The following is a 24,693-nucleotide window of genomic DNA, read 5'->3' as shown; positions in this document are numbered from 1 at the left end:
TGACGACGATATCTTTGACCTTCCCTGACCCGGACGGGCGAACGAAGGACAGCAGCTTGTTGACCAGGTGGCCGGCACTGACGGCATAGGCCTCTTCATTAGAGAGGCCCTGGATCTTGGCCTGGGTATTAAAATTATAGAGAGAGCCCGTAGCCTCGACGAGAGGCTTCCCGGGAAAGATACAGCCGGCCTGATTGGCAAAAAAAAATCAGCTCCCGGCCTATTTTTTTTTGTAAAAAATTCCCCCTGCCCGTCGACGAGGACGGCACCGCGGCAGCCGGCCAGGCAGTGACGGTGGCGGACCAGGCAGGATACGAGGTGGACATAGGACAGGCTGACGCCGGCCCTGGGCAGGGCGACGGCAAAGAGGACGGCTGTCCCCTCTTTTTCCGCCGGCGTGCGGACGCACCAGCGCAAAAAGGCCTTTTCCCGTTTGATGACGGTATACGTCCACCCGGCCAGGGCCCGGTCGAGGACGCGCCGGATTCGTTCCGTGTGGCCCGCTTCCTCCCAGCCGACCTTGACGACCAACAACATGGCAAGGCCCCCTTCCTATACGAGGCGGCTCAGTGCCGTATAAGCCGTTTCCAGCGCGCATAGAAGGCCGGGCAGGCACAGACGTCTTCATAGGTCACGCAGCCGCCGGCGACGCGGTTCTTGACGCCGAAGAAAGCGCCTTTCGATGTATCGCCGAGGTAGACCGACCCGTAATGCCACTGGCCGCGCAGGGTCAGGATGATCGACAAGGCCGCCGACGACAGGGCCGGGGCGATGTAGGGCTTGTAGCCCAGGTCGCGGACGGCGACGTTGGCATGGACGACGAGGTCCGTCAGTTCCCTGGACAGCGCGTCGTCATAGCCGTCGAGGCGGTCGGCGATGACCAGGTCTACCCCGTGGGGTCCAAAGGCGCGGCCTTCTTGCAGATAATGGGCGAAGCGCGGATCCTTTTTCGCATAGTAGCAGGCCCGGGCATGCATGACGCCCAGGCCGTAGCCCTGGATCTGCGACGGATGGAGACCGGAAGCGGTCAAAAAGGCGCGGCACAAGGGGTCGACCGGATCCGATACGATGCAGACCTGGCCGCCGAAGCCGGCCTGGCGGGCCAGGGCCGCATAATGGGCGACGAGACTGCGGTTGGCTTCGAGCTGGGCCATGCGCACGTCGCCGCCGGCGCCGACAGGCGGTACGCCCTTGCTGGCACAGAAAATGAAGACATCGCAGTCGAAGACGTCTTTTTCCGGGACGATGGTCACGGCCGGCAGGACCGGGTCGTCACAGCCATCCAGTCCGGCAAAGGGGTAGCGTATCTGGTTCATCTCCATTTCCAGGCGGGCCAGGTTCTTCTCGTTGATATCGCACATGCCGACAGAACCGATGACGTCCTGGCCGGCCAGGAGCAGGCCGATGAGCATGGTCGTGCCCACATCGCCCAAGGCGACGATATGGACGCGGGCCTTCCCGGCCAGCTGCGGTGCCCTGTCGAGGGGCATGGCAGAGGCTCCGATTTCTCCGGGCAGATCATGTATCCATTTATTCAAGTTCTCCATCTCCTTCCCCCCAGCGCAGGCGGATGAGCCGTTCGATATCGTTCTTGATGAAGCGCGTCGGGTCCATGTTCTCATCGAACTTGACGCCGACGTCGATATCGGGGATGCGCGGGTAGGTAATGACTTCGCCGAGCCGCTTCAGGGTCAGGCGTTTTTCAAAGGTTTCCTGGTAGACGTCCTGCAATGTCTCCATGATAGATGCGGCATTTTGCAGACACGTCAGGGAGTATAAGTAGTCGGCGTCGCTGTTGCCCTTGCCGATGAAAGCCGGCTTGACATAGGGCAGGACCAGGTTGATCGACGGATTGCGGCCGTAGCCGCTGTAGTTATGGGCATTGTCCAGGCTGTCGCCGCCGATGAAGGGATAGCAGTCCCTTTCGTTGAGCCAGACTTCCAGGCTGGGCAGGAAATAAGCGCTCTCGGCGCGGATGTCCTTTTCTTCCATCATGTCCATGGCCTGACCGGTCATGACGCCGACCAGGACTTCCTTGATTTCGACGCCGTTCTGTTCCAGGTAGGGCGTCAGCATGCGCATGCGGTGGCCTTTGTGCAGGAGGTCGTCGATGAGGATGACCGGCCTGTCGAAGGACTTGATGGTCTTGACCTGATTGTCGACGGACGAATAGTGCTGACATTCGGCGATGGTAAAAGACTTGACCGTGCGGTCGAAATACTTGTCGATGTGCAGGCCCTTGGTCACCGTGTTGGGTACGAGGACATCGCTCAGGGCCTTGCCAAAGGGAACGGTCATGTACGGGCCGCGGCGCTTCTTCTTGTCTTCGACGATGGAAACGCCGTTGATTTCAGCGACTTTCTTGATGATCTTATTATAAAAGGCACTCATGTTGAAAGACAGGATGAGCTGGCCCGGATAAATGTGGTTCATGACCGACAACAGATTGTTGTGGGCCTCGTAGATGGCCCGGCGGACGCGGGGATTCTTGTTGAAGGGGTTCTTGATGGTCGTTTCGACGTCGCGGAAAATGACGATGGGCGATTTCATGTTGACTGCATAAATCGGCGTCTCTTCCGGCGGCGCAATGTTGACGAACCCCTGGCGGCGCAATGCGTCGATGACGGGCTGCTCGCAGCCGGCCGGATCGACGGGATGGTAGACGGCGTAGGCGTAGTCGCGGGCAATGAGCTCTGTCAGGATTTCCGTAATGATGATCTGGCTGACATTGGCAATGCCGGCCATGTCGTCGGCATAGAGAAAGCCGATGCAGGCAATGCCTCCGTCAGCGGCATCGCGGATGTGCGAGGCAATGGCCGAGTCGTGGAACTCGCGCAGCAAATCGCGGGAGCCCACGCGGTGGACGGCGGCGTAAGCGATCATCTTGCGCTCCTGGCTGGCGTCGTCGATGTACAGCGTCCAGACATAGTCCTTTTCGACGTAGCTGTCGACGGTCTCCGTATGGTAGCCTTTATCCCAGAGGGCGCTGCAGATGGGCCACAGGCTTTCGGCGCCGCGCGGCTTGAAAGAGCCGATGCCGATTTCCCGAGCTTCCAGGACGTGCTTGTACGCCGGTTCGCGCAGGTAAAGGTTGTTATCGTAAATGAAGTTCTGTGCCACGGCGTCGATGAGGTTGGAAATATCCCGGTTAAGGTCGATGTTCTCGCGTATCTTCGTCGAGCTGATGTCTTCGTAGAACTTGTCCAGCGTCAGGCGGATGACCTTGGCCTGGATGCCGTAGGTCTTTTCATGCTGGTCCGGTTCGGCATTTTCCCGCGTCTCCCTGGCGAAGGCGATATGGTTGACCGTATGGATCGAATCCGGCGTCGGTACGGCCCGGTAAGCCGACGCATTTTCGATGACGTCCGTGCCGACGGCGATGTACAGGTCCCGGCCGGCAAAGATGTCCTTGAGCTTCTTGATGTCCGCCGGATTGGCGATGTTGATGGGGATATCGTCCGGGAAGGGATACATGTTCTCTTCATCGGCGACGGATATGTTCATGATCTTGCGGCGCATGAGCCGCGGCTGGGTGTGCTTGGACCAGGAAAATTCATCGAGGGCCAGGTAAATGTCGAAGCCCAGGTCGCGTATCTTGCAGGCCACGGCCTTGTGGCCCAGGCTGAAGGGGTCGAAGGTCCCCGGATAGAAGCAGGGCTTGCGGCCTGTTTCAAAGGTAAAGGGCCCTCTGGCGAATTCGTGCTGGCTGATGTAGCGGTAAATATGGTTGAGCACGGCCGAATTACTGTAGAAATCCAGGTTTTCTTCGCTGTTCTCATCGAGGAGGACCAGGAGTTTCTTATAGCAGTGGCTGAAGAGGAAATCTTTCCGTTCGTCCGGCATGAGCGGGCTGTGGAAGATGAATTTCCCTAAATCGCGAAAGGCGTCGCGGCTCAGTTCCTTATTGTAATGGGCATAGGCCTTGATCATGATGTACAGCAGGCGGCGCTGGCGCTTTTCGTTGACCGCCGGGTCTTCTGAGAACTCTTTGGCAAATTCGTCGAATTGTTCCAAAATGATGCCCACTGTCTGGACCATGGACGCTGCCAAGGGGATGTTGACCGTCAGCAGCTGGCCTTCGATGGTCTTGACGAATTCGTCGAACTCCCGCGGCGGCAGCTTGAGGATCATCTTGCCCAAAAATTCCGGCACGTATTTAGAAATCTGCGGGTCGCCGATTTCCAGGCCGTTGAACAGTTCGACCGTCAGTTCGTTGCGCTGGGCATAAGTCATGTTCGAGGCAATCTTGAGCAGGCTGTTGCCGGCGGCGCGGCGGACGAAGATGGATTCGCTGACCTTGAGCAGATTGGTCAGATGGGTCCCGAGATGCATGACGCTGCCGGCATCGCTCTGGCCGTCGATGTAGCGCAGCATGAGTTCCAGGTTGGCCACTTTGACGACCCAATGGGTCCCCATCTTGAGGTCGGCCAGGAAGAGGTTGCCTTCCCGTTCAAAGAAGGCGTCCCGCCCTTCAGGCAGGTTCATGACCTTGAGCAGGTCCTTATAGTACAAGTCATCCGTATAGTCGGCAAAGACGTGGCGGGCGCAGTTCAGGGCGGCCACGCGCAGGTTGAAGGATTCACTCTGCTTGGCCCTTTCTATGAAGGGGCCGGCGGCGGCCATAAAGGCTTCGTCCAGATAGTCCCGGTCCATGTCGGCCAGGACCTTCAAGAGGATGATATACTCTTCTTCACTGTAATTGCGCCGTTCATAATACGGCCCCATGACGGCCGTATAGCGGGGACGCTGGGACCGGGCACAGCGGTGCAGGACGGCCGATACAAAGGTGCTCAGGCAGTAGCCGATCCACAGCTTGTGCTGCTCGGTGAAGCGGATATCCGGGCAGATGATGCGGTCCAGGTAGGTCGTGAACAGGGACAGGTTGGTCACGGCCTTGGCCGGCAGGGAGACGCCTTCGGGCAGTTCCTTGGTATACGTATCGTTGAAATTGGCGATGATGCGTCCCATGAGGGCTGCCGCCTGCAGGCGGATGTCGCCTTCGCGGTGGGACAAGAGCTCGTAGAGGAACTTCAGGGTCATGAGCTTCTGATGCTCCGTCATGTACGTCGAATATTCCTCGAAGATGCCGATATACGTGCGGACATTCTTCCACTGCCGCTCGCTGCGGGCCGCTTCGATGAGGTTGCCAAAATCGCTTTCATCACGGAAGATGCTCATGAGGCGGATGTTGTGGTCGATGGCGGCATATTTGAGCTGGGCAATGACGTCATTGCCTTCGAGGAGGACTTTTTCCCGATGGATGGGCTGCGGCGGGTCGGCCGGTTCCCAGGCGAAGTCGGCAGGCAGTTCGGTGACGGCGCCGTGTTCTTTCATGAAATCTTCAAAGTCCGCCAATTTAGCATAGACTTTCTGATAGCGCTGGCGCTTGGCGTCGTCGACATTATCCAGCTTCCCCAGGATGACGTCGAAGGCCTGGGCCAGGGAATAGAAATGGACGATTTCCCTTCCCTGGGCATCGCGGCTGCTCTTGACGCGGAAATCGGCATAAATGAGCAACAGCGATTCGACGGACAGGTTTTCCAGTTCCAGGTCCCAGACGGAATGGTTAGCCGCGATGTGGCCGATACCCGGCAGGCCCAGGCGGCGGCAGCACATGCCCGTATAATAATAATGTAAATAAGGGACCCGCTTCTCTTCATTCTTCTTGCAGCCGTACTTGCCGATATCATGGCAGGCAGCGGCGCCGGAAATGAGGGCGACGTCGACGGGGATGCCGTTCCGCGCCAGCTGGCGAGCTGCGTAAACGGCGACGTAGTGGACGCCGCCGACGTGGCCCAGCGTATTGAAAGGCGTAATGTCGACGCCGATGCGCATGAATTCATAAATATAATCGTCGGCAGCCAGTGTACGCAGGCGCAGGTATTCCTTGGTGTAGCCGTGGGCCATGATTTCCTGGACCGATACCAGGGGCATGTCCCGCTTGGGGTCGAAGGGCAGGACCTGGCGTTCATAGCGGTAGAGGCCGCACAGGACCTGCATGAGGATCAGGCAGCCCCGCCGGTAGATGTCGCCATGACTGCCGCGCCCTGTCAGGGCCATGGCCTCCGGGCCCTGGCAGGAACCGGGAAAGAGGCGGGCCAGGACGCGCTGATGGCAGCAGCGCAGCCAGCCGCCGGCCGGTTCGTCCCGGAGGCAGTCCAGATAGGGTTTGGCCGCCGCGACGACAGCAGGCGAAGAAAAGCGCCCTTCCCCGTCGCGGCAGTGCTGTAATTCATCGGCCAGGGACCGCAGGCGGCTGCGGCGTATCCAGGCCGTCATTTCATCTTTTTCCATTCCCAGCGTCGCCAAAAAATGCCGGCTCTCCAGGGCCGCCGACAGGGACGTGAAAATGGCTGTCGTCGAATCTTTCATAGTGCTCCTTCCGAAGTTTGATGTCGTAATGTCAAACCTCACGCAGTGACGCAAAAAGGGCCCTTGCATAATGGTAAGAACCATGATGCAACAAGCCCCCCTCGCCGCCATTGGCTGATTTTATTCTGGATACAGTTCTTTATTGCGTTTGACGATTTCCATGACCAGGTTCGCCGTTTCTTCGATAGCCTTGGACGACACATCGATGATGGGACAATGGAGGCGGCGCATGACACCGCGGGCATATTCCAGTTCTTCATTGATGCGTTCGATATTGGCGTAGCTGGCGTTGGCATCGAGCCCCATGCTGCGCAGCCGTTCCGAACGGATGAAATTCAGCTTGAACGGGTCGATGATGAGGCCGACGATCTTGCGGGCCGGGATCTGGAACAGTTCCGGCGGCAGGCTGACTTCCGGCACCAGCGGCAGGTTGGCCGCTTTGATGCGCTTATGGGCCAGGTACATGGAAAGGGGCGTCTTCGACGTGCGCGAGACGCCGACGATGACGATATCGGCCTTCAAGAAGCCCATGGGGTTCTTGCCGTCGTCGTATTTGACGGCGAATTCGATAGCTTCGACGCGTTTGAAATATTCTTCGTCGAGCTGATGGATCATGCCGGCCTTCAAAGTCGGTTCCGTATCCGTCAGGGTGCCGACGCCGGCCAGCATGGGGCCGATGATATCGACGACGGTGACGTTGGCCGACTTAGTCAGTTCCCACAGTTTCCGGCGCAGGGTCGGCGAAATGATGGTGTAGCAGATCATGGCATTGTGAGCTTCGGCCTTGCAGACCAGCTCCTCGATTTGCTGTTCCGACCGGATGTACGGTACGCGGATGATGTTGAATTCTTGCTTGTCGTACTGGCTGGCTGCTGCCCGGGCGACGCGTTCAGCCGTTTCACCAAGCGAGTCTGAGCAGGCATAAATAATCGGTTTTTCCACAGTTATCTCCTCCCTAACCCACATTCTACAAAGAGACGGGTTATGTTCGTTTTTGATATCCTGCCAAGGATCTTCAATTCCTTCTTGTCGTCTTCATCGGTACTTTCGACCTCGACGACAGGCAGGCAGTCGATTTCATATTCGATCAGGCGCTGAGCGGCGACGATAGCCTTTTCCTCAGGCTGGGCATAGATCACTTTGCTCACTGGCGTCATGACCATGCGCACCGGCAGGGCCCGCAGGTCATTGCTGCCCATAGCCGTTTTCAATAAATCCTTTCGCGATACGACGCCGGCCAGGATATTGTCCGTCCCGACAAAGACGGTCCCCGCATCTTCCGTAAACATGGCGATGATCGCATCGTAAGCACTCGTATGCTCACCGACGATCACAGGCTGCGACAGGCAGGAATCAATGGTGATATCCGTGATGGCCCGCGAGAGCAGGTCTTTTTCTTTATTGCCCGTAAAAAAGTAGCCTAATTTCGGCCGCGCATCGATGAGCCCTAACATGGTCAGGATGGCCAGGTCCGAGCGCAGGGCTGCCCGCGTCACGTGGAGCCGGTTAGCAATATGCTGGCCCGTAATCGGACTGTTTTCCTTTACAATCTGTAAAATCGTTTCCTGACGTTCCGATAACATAGCGTCTTTTCACCCCCTACATAGCAAGCGTTCTCTTATTCACTTATTATCATAACATATATAAAAACATCCCGCGATATAAGATGTATAATATGCAAATAGTGTATAATACAAGGTCCTAGTATGAGAAAAAGGCGGCCCAAAAGTCTGTTTTTCTTTTGGGACCGCCTTTCTATTACTCATAAATCGGATATGCTATTACCACGTATAATCTTCTGTATCAGCACGGCCCTTGCCTGTCAGCGAATCGAGGAGGATACGCTGTTCGACTTGTGCCACGTGTTTCCGTGTCGATACGACGGCATCGGGGTTGACCGAGATGGAATCGATGCCGCTCTTGACCAGGAATTCAGCGAAGTCCGGATAGACGCTCGGTGCCTGGCCGCAGATGGAAACGGTCTTGCCGTCCTTATGGGCTACGGCAATGAGATGGCGGATAGCCCGTTTGACTGCCAGGTTGCGTTCATCGAAGAGCGGTGCTACCGTATCGTTGTCGCGGTCGCAGCCCATGATGAGCATGGTCAGGTCGTTGGAGCCGATGGAATAGCCATCGACGAACTGGTTGAACTGGTCGGCCAGGATGATATTGGACGGGATTTCAGCCATGAGCCAGACCTTGAAGTCCGGACCGCGGTGGAGGCCTTCCTGAGCCATGAGGTCGACGACTTTCTGCATTTCATCGACGCGGCGGCAGAAGGGGATCATGACGTTGAGGTTCTTGTAGCCGTATTCTTCGCGGACTTTGCGGACAGCTTTCAGTTCCAGTTTGAAGGCTTCGACGTATTTCGGATCATAGTAACGGGAAGCACCGCGCCAGCCGAGGAGGGCGCTGCTTTCCTGGGGTTCGTATTTGTCACCGCCTGTCAGGTTGCGGTATTCACTCGATTTGAAGTCGCTCAGGCGCAGCGTGACCGGACGCGGAGCCAGTGCCTGGCAGACTTTGCGGATACCTTCGGACAACTGATCGACGACGCGGTCAGCCCGGCCCGTTTCGATGAGGTATAACGGGTGTTCATGAATGAATGTCGTCCAGATGAATTCTTCGCGCATGAGGCCGATGCCGTCGCAAGGCAGTTTGCCGTATTTTTCAGCCAAATCCGGGTTGCCCAGGTTCATGTAAATCTTCGTGCCCGTAATCGGAGCGGCTTCGGCAGCGACGACGGTCGTTGCAGTCTGGCCGGCCGGGGCTTCAGCAGCTTCCGGTTTGACGATGTCGGCGACGATGCCTTCATAGACGATGCCGTTCGTCGCATCGACTGTGATTTCTGCGCCATCCTGGATGGTTGTCGTCGCTTCGACGCTGCGGCTCTTCGTGCCGACGATGCAGGGGATGCCCAATTCACGGCTGACGATGGAAGCGTGGCAGGTCATGCCGCCGGCATCGGTGACGATGGCCTTGGCCTTCTTCATGGCCGGTACCCAGTCCGGAGCGGTCATGGTCGTAACCAGGATTTCACCGTCTTTGAATTCAGCGATCTTCGACGGGTCGAGGATGACATGGGCTTTGCCAGCAGCGCTGCCCGGGCTGGCCGGCAGGCCTTTGACGACGACTTTGCGGTCCGTCGTGACAGCGGCCTTTTCGGCAGCGGCTTCTTTCTTTTCTTTATTCTTCTTGGACCATACCGTTTCCGGACGGGCCTGGAGGAGCCATACCTTATTGGTCCGTTCGTCGACGCCCCATTCCATATCCATGTAGCAGCCGTAATGCTTTTCAATAGCTTTGGCGTACGTAGCCAGTTCCTTTACCTGTTCGTCCGTAATGACCTGCTGTTTCTGCAGTTCCGGCGGAACGAGTTTTTCTTCGCAATCGCCGCCCGGTTTGCGGACCAGTTCGATCGGTTTGGTATTGATCATCTTGGAGAGGATGGTCAGGTCGTCTTTGCGGACTTTGAAGTTATCCGGCGTAACCGTGCCCTGTACGACGTATTCGCCGAGGCCCCAGGCCCCTTCGATGGTAATCGTCGAATCATCGCCCGTGACCAGGTCGACGGTGAACATGACGCCGGCAGCTTTGGAGAAGACCATCATCTGGATAGCGGCGCTCAAAGCGACGGAGAGATGATCGAAGCCCTGTTTCGTGCGGTAGTACGTAGCGCGGTCGGTAAAGGTCGATGCGTAACATTCCTTGACCTTCTGGATGACCATGTCAGCCCCCTGGACGTTGAGGTACGTATCCTGCTGACCGGCAAAGCTGGCGTCCGGCAAGTCTTCAGCGGTTGCACTGGAGCGGACGGCGACGAAAGGATTGGCTTCGCCGACTTTCTTACCCAATTCTTCGTAACTCTTGCGGATATCGGCTGCCAAGTCGGCCGGCATTTCTGCATCACAGATGGCCTTGCGGATCTTTGCCGTCACATCGCGGAGCTGGACAGCGTCTTCGACGTCGGTCAGGCCTTTCAGTAATTCCGGGATCTTGACGTCCATGCCCGTTTCATGCATGAAATGGCGATAGCCTTCGGCTGTCGTCGCGAACCCATAGGGAACGGGAACATCCGTCTGAGACGTCAATTCACCGAGGGAAGACGATTTACCGCCTACGAGAGCTACATCGGCTCTGCGCAGTTCATCGAACCACAATACAAATGCTTTTTCTCTGTCCTTTGCCATAATCCTTACCTCCTGCTATTATAACCAAGCGTGTACGCTAAATTGTCTGCTTGTTACGTTTATAGTACGCTATTTCTCTGCGATTGTCAATGGAATTTCTAAAAAAGCTACATGATACTCTTTTAAAGAGTATACTACATATGAAATATTTTCGGATTCCGTGTAGCGTAAAACGATTTAATCGCCAAAAAGACTTTAAATTTTTTCAACCTGTCCCGCCTATGTCCCGCCTATATAGGATAATGATGTATGATGTGATATAATAAGAAATTAGTAATGTCTCATTACCTGCTCATCTTGAACGATTACGTCGTCACGTAGGAGGAAAAAATGTATACACCCAGACGCAGAGCAAAAAAAGCCAAAAAAGCCGGTCCCCTTCGCCGCATCCGCCTTTTCATCGCCTTATGCCTTGTCGTTTTCGCAGGCTTAGGGTTTGGCTATATTTTTGCTGCCTATCAAAGTTTGCCTGCTGTAGGCAATAACATGCGGCCTGCCGTTTCATCACAGGTCTTCGATTCCCACGGCCGGCTGATCACGACCCTTCATTCCGATCAGAACCGCTTGCCCATCGACATCAACAAAGTGCCGCAGAATCTGCAGAATGCCTTCATCGCTGCCGAAGACAACCGCTTCTATGAACACATCGGCATCGACCCTATCGGCATCTTCCGCGCCATCTTTGCCAACCTGACCAACCGCGGCATCGCCCAGGGCGGCAGTACCATCACCCAGCAGCTGGCCAAGAACGCCTTCCTGTCCCAGGAACAGACATTGAAGCGTAAGATACAGGAAGCCATGCTGGCCCTGGAAATCGAACACAAATACAGTAAAAAAGAAATCCTGGAAATGTACATGAACCAGATTTACTTCGGCCAGGGTGCCTATGGCATCCAGACAGCGGCCAAGACGTATTTCAACAAAGACGTCAACGAACTGACCCTGACGCAGTGCGCCATGCTGGCCGGCCTGCCTAAGAGCCCGAACTACTACTCGCCCTTCAACAACTTGAACGAAGCCAAGAAGCGCAAGAACGTCGTCCTCGACCAGATGGTCAAATACGGCTACGTATCGGCTGCCGAAGCGGAAGACGCCAAGAACCAGGACCTGGGCCTCTCCAAGAGCCATCAGTCCAAAGAAGCCGACGAATATGCATCCTTCATCGACTACGTCTCCCAGCAGGTCGCCAAGAAATACGGCGACGATGCCCTCTATAAGGAAGGCCTCAAGATCTACACGACCATGGACGTCGACAAGCAGCACGCCGCCGTCCGGGCCATGCGCAACCTGCCCAACAACTACACTGACGAAAACGGCCTGACTCAGCCGCAGGCAGCCATCGTCTCCATCGACCCCAAGACGGGCCACATCCTGGCCATGGTCGGCGGCCGCGGACAGGATAGCTTCAACCGCGCCAGCATGGCTGTCCGCCAGCCTGGTTCGGCCTTCAAGCCTTTCGTCTACCTGACGGCGCTGCAGCACGACATGACGCCGGATACGACCATGGACGACCAGCCCGTCACCTACGGCAGCTGGAGCCCGAAGAACGCCGGCGGCTCCTACAGCGGTACCATGACCCTCAGCGATGCCCTGGCCCACTCGGTCAACACCATCGCCGTCCAGCTGGCTGACAAAGTCGGCACGAAGAACATCATCGCCAATGCCAAGAAGATGGGCATTACCACCCTCGACGCCAAAGACGACAACCTGGCCATGGCCCTGGGCGGCCTGACCAAAGGCGTCACGCCGCTGGAAATGGCCAGTGCTTATGGCACCTTTGCCAATAAGGGCGTCCACGTCAAACCGACGGCTATCGTCAAAATCCTCGACCGCGACGGTAACGTCCTGGAAGACGCATCGACGTTAGAAAAAGAAGAAACGAAGACCCGCGTCATGTCCGAACGGGAAGCCTATGAAATGACGACTATGCTCGAAGGCGTCATCGACCACGGCACAGGGACAGCCGCCGCCATCGGCCGTCCGGCCGCCGGCAAGACCGGTACGACAGACGACAACAAAGACGCCTGGTTCGTCGGCTACACGCCGGACATCGTCACAGCCGTATGGATTGGCGACGATACGGGTTCGCACAGCTTAGGCGAAATCTACGGCGGCACGATCCCGGCAGAAATCTGGAAGGATTACATGTCGTCGGCTACGTCCGATGAATCGGGTGGCGACTTCTCCGCCCCGTCAGGCATGGAACGCCGTAAAGAAACGACGTCGTCTTCATCTTCCAGTAACAGCGTCCGCAGCGACGACCGGGAAGAACCGAAGAAAAAATCGGCGACGACCGAAAAAACGACGACCAAAGAAAAATCCAAACAACAGACCCAGCAGCCGGCCAGACAACAAGCCGACCGCAATAATAAGGAATAGTGAAAAAGAGGCTGTCGCATGTGCGACAGCCTCTTTTTGAGTATTGAGTTTGCAGTATTCGTAGGGGCCGTCCCAAAGGGCGGCCCGCCTGAAATAATGATGCCCACATTATACATGACGGGTGATGTATAAAAACATCCCCTACAAGGTTAAACCTCTCCGACCCATTTGGGCCACCTCTCCTAGTAGGAGAGGCTTACGAAGCCTTCGTGCGACCTCCCCTCATCCGCCCATGACGGCGATGGTTTCGGGGACGATGAAGTCTGCTTCCGTGCAGGCCCGGATATCTTCTACGGTATAGCCCGGTGCCAGTTCCCGCAGGACCAGGCCCTGCGGTGTGACTTCAAAGTAGCCGCGTTCGGTTACGATATCGGTGACGCAATGGGCTCCCGTCAGGGGCAGCGTACATTTCTTCAGTATCTTGGAATGGCCGCTCTTTTCGCAATGGTCCGTGGCGACGATGATTTTCTTGACACCGGCACAGAGGTCCATGGCCCCGCCCATACCGGGAGCGAATTTCCCAGGAATGGTCCAGTTGGCGATATTCCCTTCCTGGTCGACTTGCAGCGTTCCCAGGACAGTCGCGTCGATATGACCGCCGCGGATGAAGGCAAAGGACGTTTCGTGGTCATAGACGCTGCCGCCGGTAATGACTGAGGCCGGCTGGCCGCCGGCGTCGATGACGTCGATGTCGACATGGTCCCAATCCGGCGACGGGCCGCTGCCGACCGTGCCTATTTCCGCTTCCAGCCAGAGGTCTACGCCTTCAGGCAGGTAGTTGACGCACATCAGGGGCAGGCCGATTCCTAAATTGACGAAATCCCCATTTTTGAAGAATTGGGCACACCGCCAGGCAATCAAAGCTCTTCCTTTCCGTTCGACCATGACCTCATCCCCTTTCCTGCCGTTCCCGCGCTTTAGCTTCGGCACGGGCCCTGGCCTTTTTCCACATCGGGCAGACATAGCGTTTTTCGCCCTGCCGTTCATAGACCATATCGACGACGGGCGCCGGAATGGCGATTTCTTCCGGCGAAAGCTGGCCGACAGGGACGATTTCTTCGACTTCGGCAGCGACGAAATCAGCAGCATAGGCAATGGTGCTGTTCGTCGCCCGTGAATTCATGCGGAAATAGAGATTGCCTGCCGTATCGGCTTTGGTCGCTTTGACCAGGGCCACGTCGGCATGGAGCGGCAATTCCAGGAGGTATTCTTTCCCGTCGATGACCAGCTTCTGTTTCCCTTCTTCGACACTCGTCCCGACGCCCGTCGGCGTGAGGACGCCGCCCAATCCGGCACCGCCGCAGCGCACCCGTTCGGCCCAGGTCCCTTGGGGAACAAATTCGACGGCCAGTTCACCTGCCAGCATCTGTTTCAGTGCTTCCGGGTTGAGGCCGATATGGGTCGTAATGATGGACGATACGCGATGGGCCACGATGAGTTTGCCTACGCCCTGGCCGGGATAGCCCGCCGATACGGCGATAGCTTTGATATCCTTGACGCCTTTTTCCAGCATGCCGTCGATGATCTCATCGGCTGCAAACTGGCCGTGCCAGTCGCCGAACATGATGGTCTGGCCATCGTGGATATGTTCCAGGATATCTTGGAGAGAAAATACTTTCGATAACACCGTACTCACTCCCTTCACAAAGCAGCCTTACTGGCCGGTAAAATGGGGACGCCGTTTTTCCATGAACGCGCAGACGCCTTCGGCGAAATCCTTGGTCCGGGCACATTCGCGCTGGCACGGGACTTCGATATTTTCCAGGTAGTGCTGGTATTCGGCAAAGGCGGCTGCATAGATCTGGCGCTTGATATTCTTGTAGGAAATGATCGGCCCTGACGCCAATTTCTTGGCAAACTTCATCGTTTCACCGTCGAGGTCCTCGTTGGGCACGATGCGGTAGACGATGCCCAGGTCCTTGGCTTCCTGAGCGCTCACCGGCCGGCCGGTCGCACAGATATCCATGGCCCGTTTCGGCCCCAGCTGTTTGACCAGCAGATACGAACCACCCGTATCGGGGACCAGGCCCAGGTTGACGAAGGCCATGATGAACTTGGCGTTTTCACTGCAAATGATAAAATCTGCCGTCAGTGCCAGGCTGGCACCGGCACCGGCTGCGGCACCGCTGACCGAGGCGATGACCATCTTGCTCATCTTCTTCAGGCCGTCCGTGACCTTGCCTACCTTGCCGATGAGGCCGTCCATATTGACGTCACCGCCGGCCTTGATGAGCTGGTAGAAGTAGCCGATGTCGCCACCAGCCGAAAAAGCACGGGGAGAACCTTTGAAGACGACGACTTTCACCGATTCATCGGCTTCAGCCGCCTGGACGACGTAGAGCAGTTCATCGGCCATTTCTTCATCGATGGCATTGAGATTCTTGGGATAATCGAGCTGAACGACAGCAATACCGTCCTCGACAGTATAGTGCAATTTTTTGAGCTTCATATGAATTCCTCCTCGCAACTATAACAAAACGGAAAGTTAAGCTTTCCTTATATTCATATTATAACATATATTTTAGTAAAAAACCTATACTTGAAAGGCATGAAAAAGGCGCTGTCTCGCGACAGCGCCTTTTTAGTGGCTCGTGGCTCGTGGCTCGTGGGGCTCGTGGTTCGTGGTTCGTAGCTCGTAGGGGCGACCACGTGGGGCGCCCGCTTCAGATAAATGGGTCACGGGATTCCTGCATATCCCCGCACGCGCGAGCCCCTACGAGGTTAAACCTCTCCGGCCCATTCGGGCCACCTCTCCTAGCAGGAGAGGCTAAATCCTTTCCATCCGCTAGCCCCTAACCGCTAGCTGCTAACAACGTAAAAGAGGCTGTCGCATGAAGACAGCCTCTTTTTGAGTTTTAAGTTTATAGTTTTTAGTTTGCAGCAAATCCCCTTAAATTTAAAACCATCCGCTAACAACTAGCCACTAGCCACTAGCCACTAACCACTAGCTTTTTATTAATCGATGCAATACTGGCAGAAGATGCCGCGGAGGTCGAATCCGCGGTTTTCTTTTTCCTGATGGGCCGTTTCTTTCGGCTGGTCCATGGAAGCGACGAGTTCCTGACCGCGGCAGTAGATGCCTTCGCCGTTGGCGTTGCCGCTGATGGGCAGGGGCATCATGGTATTGATCATATCATCGAAAGTAAAGTGTTTATTCATCTGAAAAGCCTCCTCTTAAGACTTCAATCATTATTATCTTGCTTGAGCATAAGTTTACGCTTTTCAATGCCTTTTTGTCAATGCTAATTACGAATCATTTTTGCATTTCATCAATTCAATATTAGAATCTCTTTATGCTTTATTCAATACCTTATGGACCAAAGCACTGATGACCATGAGGATGACGACGACAGGGACCGTAATGCCCACTGGCGTATCGACGTTGAGCAGAAAGCGGTACAAGATGACGCCCAGGACCCAGAGGACCAGGTTGAGCCAGTTGACGCTGTCTGCCGTGTGGTCCTGCTTGAGGATGAAGAAATCCGACAAGAGGATGGCCGTCATCGGCGCAAAGACCGAACCGATGAGGTAGAGGAAGTCCTGGAACTGGTCCGGCGCGGCGAAGATGGCCAGGATGACGCCCAGGACGGTGGCGATGAGAGCCAGGACCTTATCCGAAACCTTGGGAACCAGGCTCTGGCAGCTGACGCCGGCTGAAAAGGCATCGAGGAAGGTCGTCGTCACTGTCGACAAGAGGACGACGAGGATCCCGGCCACGCCCATGCCGGCCTGGACCATGATGGCCGCAATATCGTCCTGCCCGGTGAACAGGGCGGCGCCCATGCCGATGAGGAACATCCACGAGCTGGCGATGAAATAGGCACTACAGCTGGCCGCCGTAGCCAGGCCCGGCTTTTCAGCCGTCCGCGTGTAGTCCGAAATGATCGGCAGCCACGACAGCGGCATGGCGACGGCCAGTTCGACAGCGCCGCCAAAGGTCAGGTCGCCAGCCGGTACCTGGGGCGTACCGCCTTTGAAGACGACCAGGCTGAGGACGATGGTCAAGATGAACAGCGCCGCCATGACGACGACGTTGACCTTGCTCAGGTTCTTCAGGCCCATGACGATCCACAAGGCAATGAAGGCGCCGATGATGAGGCTCCACCAGGACACGCCAATGGCGGCGATGGTATTGGCTGCCAAGGCGGCACTGGCGACCATGACGGCCGTCCAGCCGACGAGCTGGATGACATTCAGCCCGGCAAAGAGCTTGGCACCCTGAGTGCCGAAAGAAATGCGCACCGTTTCCATGGCGCTGCCGCCGGTCCGCCCGCCGATAAGGCCGGCCAGATACATGACTGTCCCGCCGATGAGGTGGCCCAGGATGATGGCCGCAAAGGCCTTGGCAAAGCCCAGCGGTGCCAGAAGCATGCCCGTCAGGATTTCAGCGATGGAAATGCCGGCGCCGAACCATAACAGGCCGTTAGAAAAGACAGATGTCTTACGTTCATTCACAATATGATACCAACCTTTCTGCATATAAATCATTAGCTCTATTAGTATAGCACATCTGCCGGGAAAACCCTATGCAGGACAGTCACTTTGTCACAATTTCAACTCACTTTACTAAGAAAAAGGGTATTTAGCTTTATTCCTTTTTAGGCTCATGCTATACTTAGCTAACAACAATAATAACTATAATAATCTTATAATCTTTTTTTATTTATACGTTTGGAGTGATACCATGAAAATTGACAAGCGCCTGAAAATCGTCATTGCCGCTGTCATCCTGGCTGCCTGTGCCTTTGGCGGCTATACATATTACCAGTCCCAACAAACGGCGAAGCAGGCCAAGGCCATCGAAACGGCCGACGTCGTCCGCAAAGACCTGCGCTCGACGGTTTCGGCGACGGGGACCATCAGCCCTGTCGATTCCGTAGAAGTCTCACCGAAAATCACGGCCCGCATCAGCCAGGTCCTGGTCAAAGAAAATGACCGGGTCACAGCCGGCCAGACCGTGGCTATCCTCGACGGCAAGGACTATGAAGCCAAGCGCGACCAGGCTCAATATAAAGTCACGAATGCCAAAGTCGAATACGACCGGGCCCAGCAGCTTTATGATCTCGGTGCCGGCACGAAACAGGCTTTGGATACAGCCAAGTTCAATTATGATACGGCCGTCAGCACCTTGACAGAAGCCGAATCAGATGTCGCTGAAACGGTCATCACAGCACCTATGGACGGCGTCGTCGTCGGCGAACCGAAGACGGTCGGCACCATGGCCGTCCAGGGCAACAGCAACCCGACAGTCATCATGCGCATTGCCGACACGTCGACCAAGCAGATTCTGGCCAAAGTCGATGAAACGGATATCGGCAAGATTCAAGTCGGTCAGGATGCTACCTTCACGGTCGACGCCTTTACGGACCGGACTTTCACGGCCCACGTCTCGAAAATCGCCAAGACCGATACGAGCAACACGTGGGACACGAATGGCACGAGTTCGACATCGAGCTCCTCTTCAAGCTCCTCGGCCAGCGTCATCTACTATTACGTCACCCTCGACGTCGATGACCCGGACGACGTCCTGAAACTAGGCATGACAGCCCGCGTCGACATTACGACATCGCAAAAAGACGATGCCCTCGTCGTCCCCATCGCCGCCTTGAAGACCAACGATTCCGGTTCCTATGTCATCCGCGTCGATGCCAACGGCCAGACCGAACAGGTCCCGGTCACGACGGGCATCTACAGCGATGAATACGTGGAAATCCTTTCAGGCCTGACCCAGGGCGACAAGGTTTCCATCACCTATACGGCCTCCAGCAAATCTTCGTCATCGAACAACAACCGGCGCCAGGGACCGCCGCCCATGTAAAGGAAGCATCGCCATGAAGCATGTCATCGAATTGAAAGATATCAAAAAGATATACCACATCGGCGGTGAAGATTTCGCCGCCCTGGCCGGCATTACCTTGAACATAGAAGAAGGCGAATTCGCCGCCCTCATGGGGCCGTCGGGCTCCGGGAAATCGACGCTCATGAACATCCTGGGCTGCCTGGACCGGCCCACGTCGGGCTCGTACAAGCTCGGCGGCAAGGAAGTCGCCCACCTCAGCGACGATGAACTGGCCGTCGTCCGCAACCAGCACATCGGCTTCGTCTTCCAGAACTTCAACCTCTTATCCCGCATTTCCGCCCTGGACAACGTCGCCCTGCCCTTGGTCTACGCCGGCGTCGGCCGCAAGGAACGGGCAGAACGGGCCATGGAAAACCTGAAATCCGTCGGTCTGGAAACGTGGGCCCACCACAAGCCCAACGAACTGTCCGGCGGTCAGCGCCAGCGCGTCGCCATCGCCCGGGCTCTGGTCAACAACCCGCATATCATCATGGCCGACGAACCGACAGGCAACTTGGACACGAAATCGACGAAAGATATCATGCGCCTCTTCGAGGCACTCCACGAAGAGCACAAGACGATCATCCTGGTCACGCACGAACCGGAAATCGCCGCCTGTGCCAACCGCCAGCTCCTGCTCTCGGACGGCAGGATTACCAAAGACGCCGGAAAGGGGGTCGTCATGGATGTTATTTAGTGAAAGCGTACAGATTGCCGTCACGGCCCTGTTGTCCAACAAACTGCGCTCTATCCTGACCATGCTGGGCATCATCATCGGCGTCGGTGCCGTCATCGCCATGATTTCCATCGGCATGGGCGTCAAGCAGAACGTCACCAACTCCATCGCCAGCCTGGGCAGCAACATGCTCATCGTCATGCCCGGCTCGACCAATCAGGGCGGTGTCCGCTCGGCAGCCGGGTCGAACCAGAAATTAAAATACGACGACGCGACGGCCATCAAGAACAAGATAAAGAACATCGACTACGTATCGCCGACAGTCAACAGTTCCTATCAGATCGTCAACGGCAACCAGAACTGGAATACATCGGTCTACGGCGTCACGCCGGAATACCTGCACATCCGCTCCCTCGTCGTCCAGTCGGGCTCCTTCATCACACAGAGCGACCTCAACTCGCGCAACCGCGTCGCCGTCATCGGACCGACGGTCGCGTCCAACCTCTTCGACGAAGCCAACCCGGTCGGCAAGAACATCCGCATCAACAACCAGCCGTACAAGATCATCGGCGTCCTGGAAAGCAAGGGCCAGTCCTCCATGGGCCAGGACCAGGACGATATCGTCATCGTCCCCTTGACGACGGCCCAGGAACGCCTCATGGGCATTACCTACGTCCGCTCCATCAACATCCAGGTCTCCAGCGCCGATAAAATCGAACAGGTCCAGTCCGAAGTCGAAACGCTGCTGCGCCAGCGCCATCACATCATGAACGGCAAGGAAGACGACTTCAACGTCCGCAACCTGACGAGCCTCATGGAAACCATGACCAGCACGACGACCATGCTGACCCTCTTCCTGGGCAGTATCGCCGCCATTTCGCTCATCGTCGGCGGCATCGGCATCATGAACATCATGATGGTCTCCGTCACTGAACGGACGCGGGAAATCGGCATCCGTAAAGCCCTGGGCGCGACCTTCCAGAACATCATGATGCAGTTCCTCATCGAATCCGTCGTCATCGGCGTCATCGGCGGCCTCCTGGGCATCGCCTGCGGCGTCGGCATCGCCCTGCTATCGCCAAGTCGGGCCTCTTCCAGACAGTCATCACGGCAGCACCGATCATCATCTCCTTCAGCTTCTCCGTCGGCATCGGCCTCTTCTTCGGCATCTACCCGGCCCGGAAAGCAGCCAAACTCGACCCCATCGAAGCCTTGCGGTATGAATAAAAAAAATGCGCTGTCGCATGAAGACAGCGCATTTTGAGTATTAAGTTTGCAGTTTTTAGTTTGCAGCAAATGGTAAAAAATTTAAACCCACTTCTACAAACTCCGTACTACAAACTATAAAGTAAAAGGTGCCTTGCACGATGGCAAAAATCTTCGTGCGACAGCCCCTTTTTAGTTGTTCGTGATTCGTGGTTCGCAGGGGATGTGCCCAAAGCTTTTTTGGCCCGTCAGGTGCCGACCCTCGGAAGGCACAGGACGGTTGCCAGAACGGACAGCTGTAGCGGGCGTCCCGGCTCTCCTGCCAGGAGAGCTGTCAGCGCAGCTGACTGAGAGGTTGCTTTTGAATCGTCGTACGGTTCATGGGATTCTTATAGGAGAGTCTGGAAATTCAACCTCTCCGGCCCGTTGGGCCACCTCCCCTATCATGGGAGGCTTGGCGCCCTGCAATCGGCGGGCCGCCCCTACGAACCCCTAGCCACGAGCCACGAACCACGAGCCACTAGCCACTAACCACGAACCCCTAATCTCTCAGCCAGCGGCGGATGTCGTCTTCGGCATCTTCGATGGTCGTACCCAGGAGGGCCAGGCTCTTGCCGAGTTTGGCATCCGGGCAGAGGGCGTGGATGTCTTCCAGGCTGTGGCCGACGCCGCTGCCTTCGTGGGTGCAGAAGGGATAAATCGTCTTGCCGGAAAAGTCATGGTTTTCCAGGAACGTCCACAAGGCCATGGGCATGGTGCCGCACCAGTTGGGGTAGCCCAAAAAGATGACGTCGTAGTCGTCGATGCTGGGGATATCCTTTTCCAGGGCCGGCCGGGCATTGTCGGCCTTTTCTTTCCTGGCGATCTTGACGACTTCCTGATAGTCATTGGGATAGACCGAAGCCGTGCGGATATGGAAGAGGTCGCCGCCCGTGAACAGGCGCAGCATCTGGGCTGCCCGTTCCGTATTGCCCACGGGCAGGTCGACGATCTTGCCGCTGACATAGTTCATGCCGGCGTGAGAAAAATATGCAATGAGGCATTTCTTACCTTGATAATCCATAAGTCAATCAAACCTCCCTGATATGTTTGACCTAAAAAGTCCCGATACAGTTTTCATTATACGGCAAAAATCGCCGCCATTCAATCACTATCATGAATGACGGCGATTTTATTTTATCATGCCTGCCAGCTGCCCTGTATCTTTCCAAGGCCCATATAATGTAGTAAAATAGAGTTTGTCAAAAGATTACTATGCTAAGTAATACAAGGAGGTCCCTTTATGGCTCATGTAAATGAAAACTACTTAAAACTCCCCGGCAACTATCTTTTTGCAACGATTGCAAAAAAAGTTGATGCTTATTCCAAAGCACATCCGGAAGCCAATATCATCCGCCTCGGCATCGGCGACGTCACCCGTCCCCTGGCCCCGGCTATCATCAACGCCATGCACAAAGCCGTCGACGAAATGGGCAAAGCTGAAACCTTCCGCGGCTACGGTCCGGAACAGGGCTATGATTTCCTTCGCCAGGCCATCATCGATGGCGACTACAAGACGCGCGGCATCGACCTCGAATTAGACGAAGTCTTCGTCGGTGACGGCGCCAAGACCGATGTCGCCTGCATCCAGGAAATCTTCGGCGACGACCTCAAATTCGCCGTAGCCGATCCGGTCTACCCGGTCTACCTCGACTCGAACGTCATGTTCGGCCACACAGGCGACTGGAATGCCGAAAAAGGCATCTACGACGGCGTCGTCTATCTCCCGTGCACCCCGGAAAACGGCTTCAAAGCCGAACCGCCGAAGGAAAAAGTCGACATCGTCTACCTCTGCAACCCGTCCAACCCGACTGGCACGGCCATGAGCAAAGAAGAATTGACCAACTGGGTCAAAGCTGCCAAAGAAAACAACTTCATCATCATCTATGATTCGGCTTATGAAACGTACATCACCGAACCGGACGTTCCCCACAGCATCTTTGAAATCGAAGGCGCTAAAGAAGTAGCCATCGAACTCCGCTCCTACTCCAAGTGCGCCGGCTTCACGGGTACGCGCTGCTCCTATGTCGTCGTCCCCCATGCCTGCGTCGCTTACAAGAAAGACGGCACGGCTGTCGAACTCAATCCCTTGTGGAACCGCCGTCAGTGCACCTTCTTCAACGGCACGCCGTACATCGTCCAGCGCGCAGCTGAAGCTTACTACAGCCCGGAAGGCCAGAAACAGTGCCTGGCTGACGTCGAATACTACATGGAAAACGCCCACATCATCCGCGACGGCCTGACCGAAGCCGGCTTCACCGTCTACGGCGCTACCAACTCGCCGTACGCCTGGGTACAGACGCCGAACGGCATGAAGAGCTGGGATTTCTTCGACCTGCTCCTGGAAAAAGCCCACGTCGTCACGACACCGGGTTCGGGCTTTGGCCCCCACGGCGAAGGCTACCTCCGCCTGACCGCTTTCGGCACCAAAGAAAACACGGTCGAAGCCGTCAAACGCATTGCTGATTTAAAATTATTCAAATAAAGGTGGTTTAACCATTGAGTACCAATCTGGAAGTAGGCATCGTCGGCCTGCCGAATGTCGGTAAGAGCACACTGTTCAACGCGATTACCAAGGCCGGCGCAGAAGCGGCAAACTACCCCTTCTGCACGATCGAACCGAATGTCGGCGTCGTAGAAGTCCCGGATAAACGCATCCAGGTCCTGACCGACATGTACAAACCGAAAAAAACAATTCCCGCTGTCATGCGCTTCGTCGATATCGCCGGCCTCGTCGCCGGTGCCTCCAAGGGCGAAGGCCTGGGCAACAAGTTCCTCAGCCACATCCGTGAAACCGATGCCATCGCTGAAGTCGTCCGCTGCTTTGAAGACTCGAACATCACCCACGTCGACGGCTCCATCGACCCGATCCGCGACATCGAAACGATCAATACGGAACTGTGCCTGGCCGACCTGGAATCGGCCCAGAAACGGGCGGACCGCATCGCCAAAGTCGCTCAGTGTGGCGACAAGGACGCCAAAGTCGAATACGCCGTCCTGAAAAAAGTCCTGGCCTGCCTGGAAAACGGCGACCCGGCCCGCAAAGCCGGCCTGACAAAAGATGAACTGCCGCAGGTCAAAGAACTCAACCTCCTGACCTTGAAGCCGATCATCTACATCGCCAACGTCGCAGAAGACGAAGCAGGCAATCCCGATGCCAACCCCAACGTCAAACGCGTCGAAGAATACGCCGCCAAGGAAGGCGCTCAGGTCGTCGCCGTCTCGGCCAAGATTGAAGCCGAAATCGCCGAACTGCCGGACGACGAAGCCGAAGTCTTCCTGGAAGAACTGGGCCTGCCCGAATCGGGCCTGGACAAGCTGATCAAAGCCAGCTATTCCCTGTTGGGTCTGATCAACTTCTTCACGGCCGGATCTGACGAAGTCCGCGCCTGGACCATCGTCAACGGCACGAAAGCCCAGAAAGCAGCCGGTAAGATCCACACCGACATCGAACGCGGCTTCATCCGCGCCGAAATCGTTTCCTACGACGACCTCATCGCCTGCGGCAGCGAACAAGCTGCCAAAGAAAAAGGCCTTGTTCGTCTGGAAGGGAAAGATTACGTCATGCAAGACGGAGATGTCACATACTTCCGCTTTAATGTATAGGAAAAAAGGGCCTGTCGCACGTAATCGTGCACAGGCTCTTTTTATGTATGCAAAAACATCATAGCTTTATGGTCGTTCTTCGTGGACGGTTTGCTCGGACTCAGAAGCGGCTTTGCCGCAATAGACTCTGGAAATCAGGCGCAGGAGCGCCAAAAGGCTCCCCTGTGAAGGGGAGCTGGCCGCCAACGGCGGTCTGAGGGATTCTTCTGAAGAGGTTGGCATCGGCCACCTGGCCCCTAGCTGGTTCGCGTGCTCCACTCCTCTTGCCGAGAGTGCCATTTGCTGGCGTGCTGAAACTCGCTGCGCTCAAACAAAGCAGCACGCCGGACGCAAATAGCACGCACGGCATCCGGCACGGCCTACCCGGACCGCGCCGGACCGAGCTG

The 24,693-nt window shown here is 56.2% G+C and carries 16 protein-coding genes and 1 pseudogene; 6 read left to right on the top strand and 11 right to left on the bottom strand.

The annotated features are described in order from the left end of the window. Positions 1-566: 566 nt before the first annotated feature. From NM10_RS05835 to ppsA, 5 genes are all read right to left on the bottom strand, one after another. A complete protein-coding gene (locus tag NM10_RS05835) occupies positions 567-1,547 on the bottom strand; it encodes a lactate dehydrogenase (RefSeq protein ID WP_036243808.1) in 981 nt (326 codons plus the stop codon). After that, complete coding sequence (locus tag NM10_RS05830) at positions 1,531-6,372, bottom strand: cytidylyltransferase (RefSeq protein ID WP_020310669.1); 4,842 nt, start codon at positions 6,370-6,372, stop codon at positions 1,531-1,533. Before NM10_RS05830 ends, NM10_RS05835 begins: the two co-directional genes overlap by 17 nt. Before the next feature lie 120 nt (positions 6,373-6,492). Then, positions 6,493-7,314, bottom strand: a complete 822-nt coding sequence (locus NM10_RS05825; protein WP_020310668.1) for a pyruvate, water dikinase regulatory protein — start codon at positions 7,312-7,314, stop codon at positions 6,493-6,495. Between the two features lie 2 nt (positions 7,315-7,316). After that, positions 7,317-7,955: a helix-turn-helix transcriptional regulator gene (locus NM10_RS05820; protein ID WP_020310667.1), complete on the bottom strand. Its 639-nt coding sequence runs from the start codon at positions 7,953-7,955 to the stop codon at positions 7,317-7,319. A gap of 198 nt (positions 7,956-8,153) precedes the next feature. Beyond that, positions 8,154-10,562, bottom strand: a complete 2,409-nt coding sequence (gene ppsA / locus NM10_RS05815; RefSeq protein WP_020310666.1) for a phosphoenolpyruvate synthase — start codon at positions 10,560-10,562, stop codon at positions 8,154-8,156. A 330-nt stretch (positions 10,563-10,892) separates the two neighbouring features. Here ppsA and NM10_RS05810 point away from each other — a divergent pair, with 330 nt between their 5' ends. Beyond that, complete coding sequence (locus tag NM10_RS05810) at positions 10,893-12,941, top strand: transglycosylase domain-containing protein (RefSeq protein WP_020310665.1); 2,049 nt, start codon at positions 10,893-10,895, stop codon at positions 12,939-12,941. Positions 12,942-13,163: 222 nt separating this feature from the next. Here the strand turns inward: NM10_RS05810 and NM10_RS05805 are convergent, their stop codons facing one another. From NM10_RS05805 to cytX, 5 genes are all read right to left on the bottom strand, one after another. After that, the gene (locus tag NM10_RS05805) at positions 13,164-13,826 is read right to left on the bottom strand and encodes a 3-oxoacid CoA-transferase subunit B (RefSeq protein ID WP_020310664.1); all 663 of its coding nucleotides are present in this window, start codon (positions 13,824-13,826) and stop codon (positions 13,164-13,166) included. A gap of 4 nt (positions 13,827-13,830) precedes the next feature. After that, on the bottom strand, positions 13,831-14,568 hold the full coding sequence (locus tag NM10_RS05800; protein ID WP_020310663.1) for a CoA transferase subunit A: 738 nt from the start codon (positions 14,566-14,568) through the stop codon (positions 13,831-13,833). A 27-nt stretch (positions 14,569-14,595) separates the two neighbouring features. Next, a complete protein-coding gene (locus tag NM10_RS05795; protein WP_020310662.1) occupies positions 14,596-15,390 on the bottom strand; it encodes an enoyl-CoA hydratase/isomerase family protein in 795 nt (264 codons plus the stop codon). A gap of 506 nt (positions 15,391-15,896) precedes the next feature. After that, entirely contained in the window at positions 15,897-16,100 is a 204-nt protein-coding gene (locus NM10_RS05790; protein WP_020310661.1) for a hypothetical protein, read from the bottom strand. A gap of 132 nt (positions 16,101-16,232) precedes the next feature. Continuing rightward, entirely contained in the window at positions 16,233-17,429 is a 1,197-nt protein-coding gene (cytX, locus tag NM10_RS05785; RefSeq protein WP_020310660.1) for a putative hydroxymethylpyrimidine transporter CytX, read from the bottom strand. Positions 17,430-17,625: 196 nt separating this feature from the next. Here cytX and NM10_RS05780 point away from each other — a divergent pair, with 196 nt between their 5' ends. From NM10_RS05780 to NM10_RS05770, 3 genes and pseudogenes are all read left to right on the top strand, one after another. Beyond that, positions 17,626-18,759, top strand: coding sequence for an efflux RND transporter periplasmic adaptor subunit (locus tag NM10_RS05780; protein WP_020310659.1), 1,134 nt, complete (start codon positions 17,626-17,628; stop codon positions 18,757-18,759). A gap of 13 nt (positions 18,760-18,772) precedes the next feature. Further along, positions 18,773-19,477: an ABC transporter ATP-binding protein gene (locus NM10_RS05775; RefSeq protein WP_020310658.1), complete on the top strand. Its 705-nt coding sequence runs from the start codon at positions 18,773-18,775 to the stop codon at positions 19,475-19,477. Then, positions 19,467-20,683: pseudogene (locus tag NM10_RS05770) on the top strand (ABC transporter permease). The gene NM10_RS05775 and the pseudogene NM10_RS05770 overlap by 11 nt, the downstream one beginning before the upstream one ends. A 520-nt stretch (positions 20,684-21,203) precedes the next feature. Here the strand turns inward: NM10_RS05770 and NM10_RS05765 are convergent. Further along, on the bottom strand, positions 21,204-21,725 hold the full coding sequence (locus NM10_RS05765; RefSeq protein ID WP_020310656.1) for a flavodoxin: 522 nt from the start codon (positions 21,723-21,725) through the stop codon (positions 21,204-21,206). A 219-nt stretch (positions 21,726-21,944) separates the two neighbouring features. Between NM10_RS05765 and NM10_RS05760 the strand changes: the two genes are divergently transcribed. Both NM10_RS05760 and ychF read left to right on the top strand, forming a co-directional pair. Then, positions 21,945-23,186 carry an LL-diaminopimelate aminotransferase gene (locus tag NM10_RS05760; protein ID WP_020310655.1) on the top strand — a complete coding sequence of 414 codons (1,242 nt, stop codon included), beginning with the start codon at positions 21,945-21,947 and terminating at the stop codon, positions 23,184-23,186. 14 nt (positions 23,187-23,200) lie between these two features. Continuing rightward, positions 23,201-24,307: a redox-regulated ATPase YchF gene (ychF, locus tag NM10_RS05755; protein WP_020310654.1), complete on the top strand. Its 1,107-nt coding sequence runs from the start codon at positions 23,201-23,203 to the stop codon at positions 24,305-24,307. The last annotated feature ends 386 nt before the right edge of the window (positions 24,308-24,693 follow it).

The sequence above is a fragment of the Megasphaera sp. NM10 genome (assembly GCF_000417505.1).
Lineage (GTDB): Bacteria > Bacillota > Negativicutes > Veillonellales > Megasphaeraceae > Megasphaera > Megasphaera intestinihominis.
Note: the sequence above shows the minus strand (reverse complement) of the source record. Positions and strands in the feature narration are given on the sequence as shown.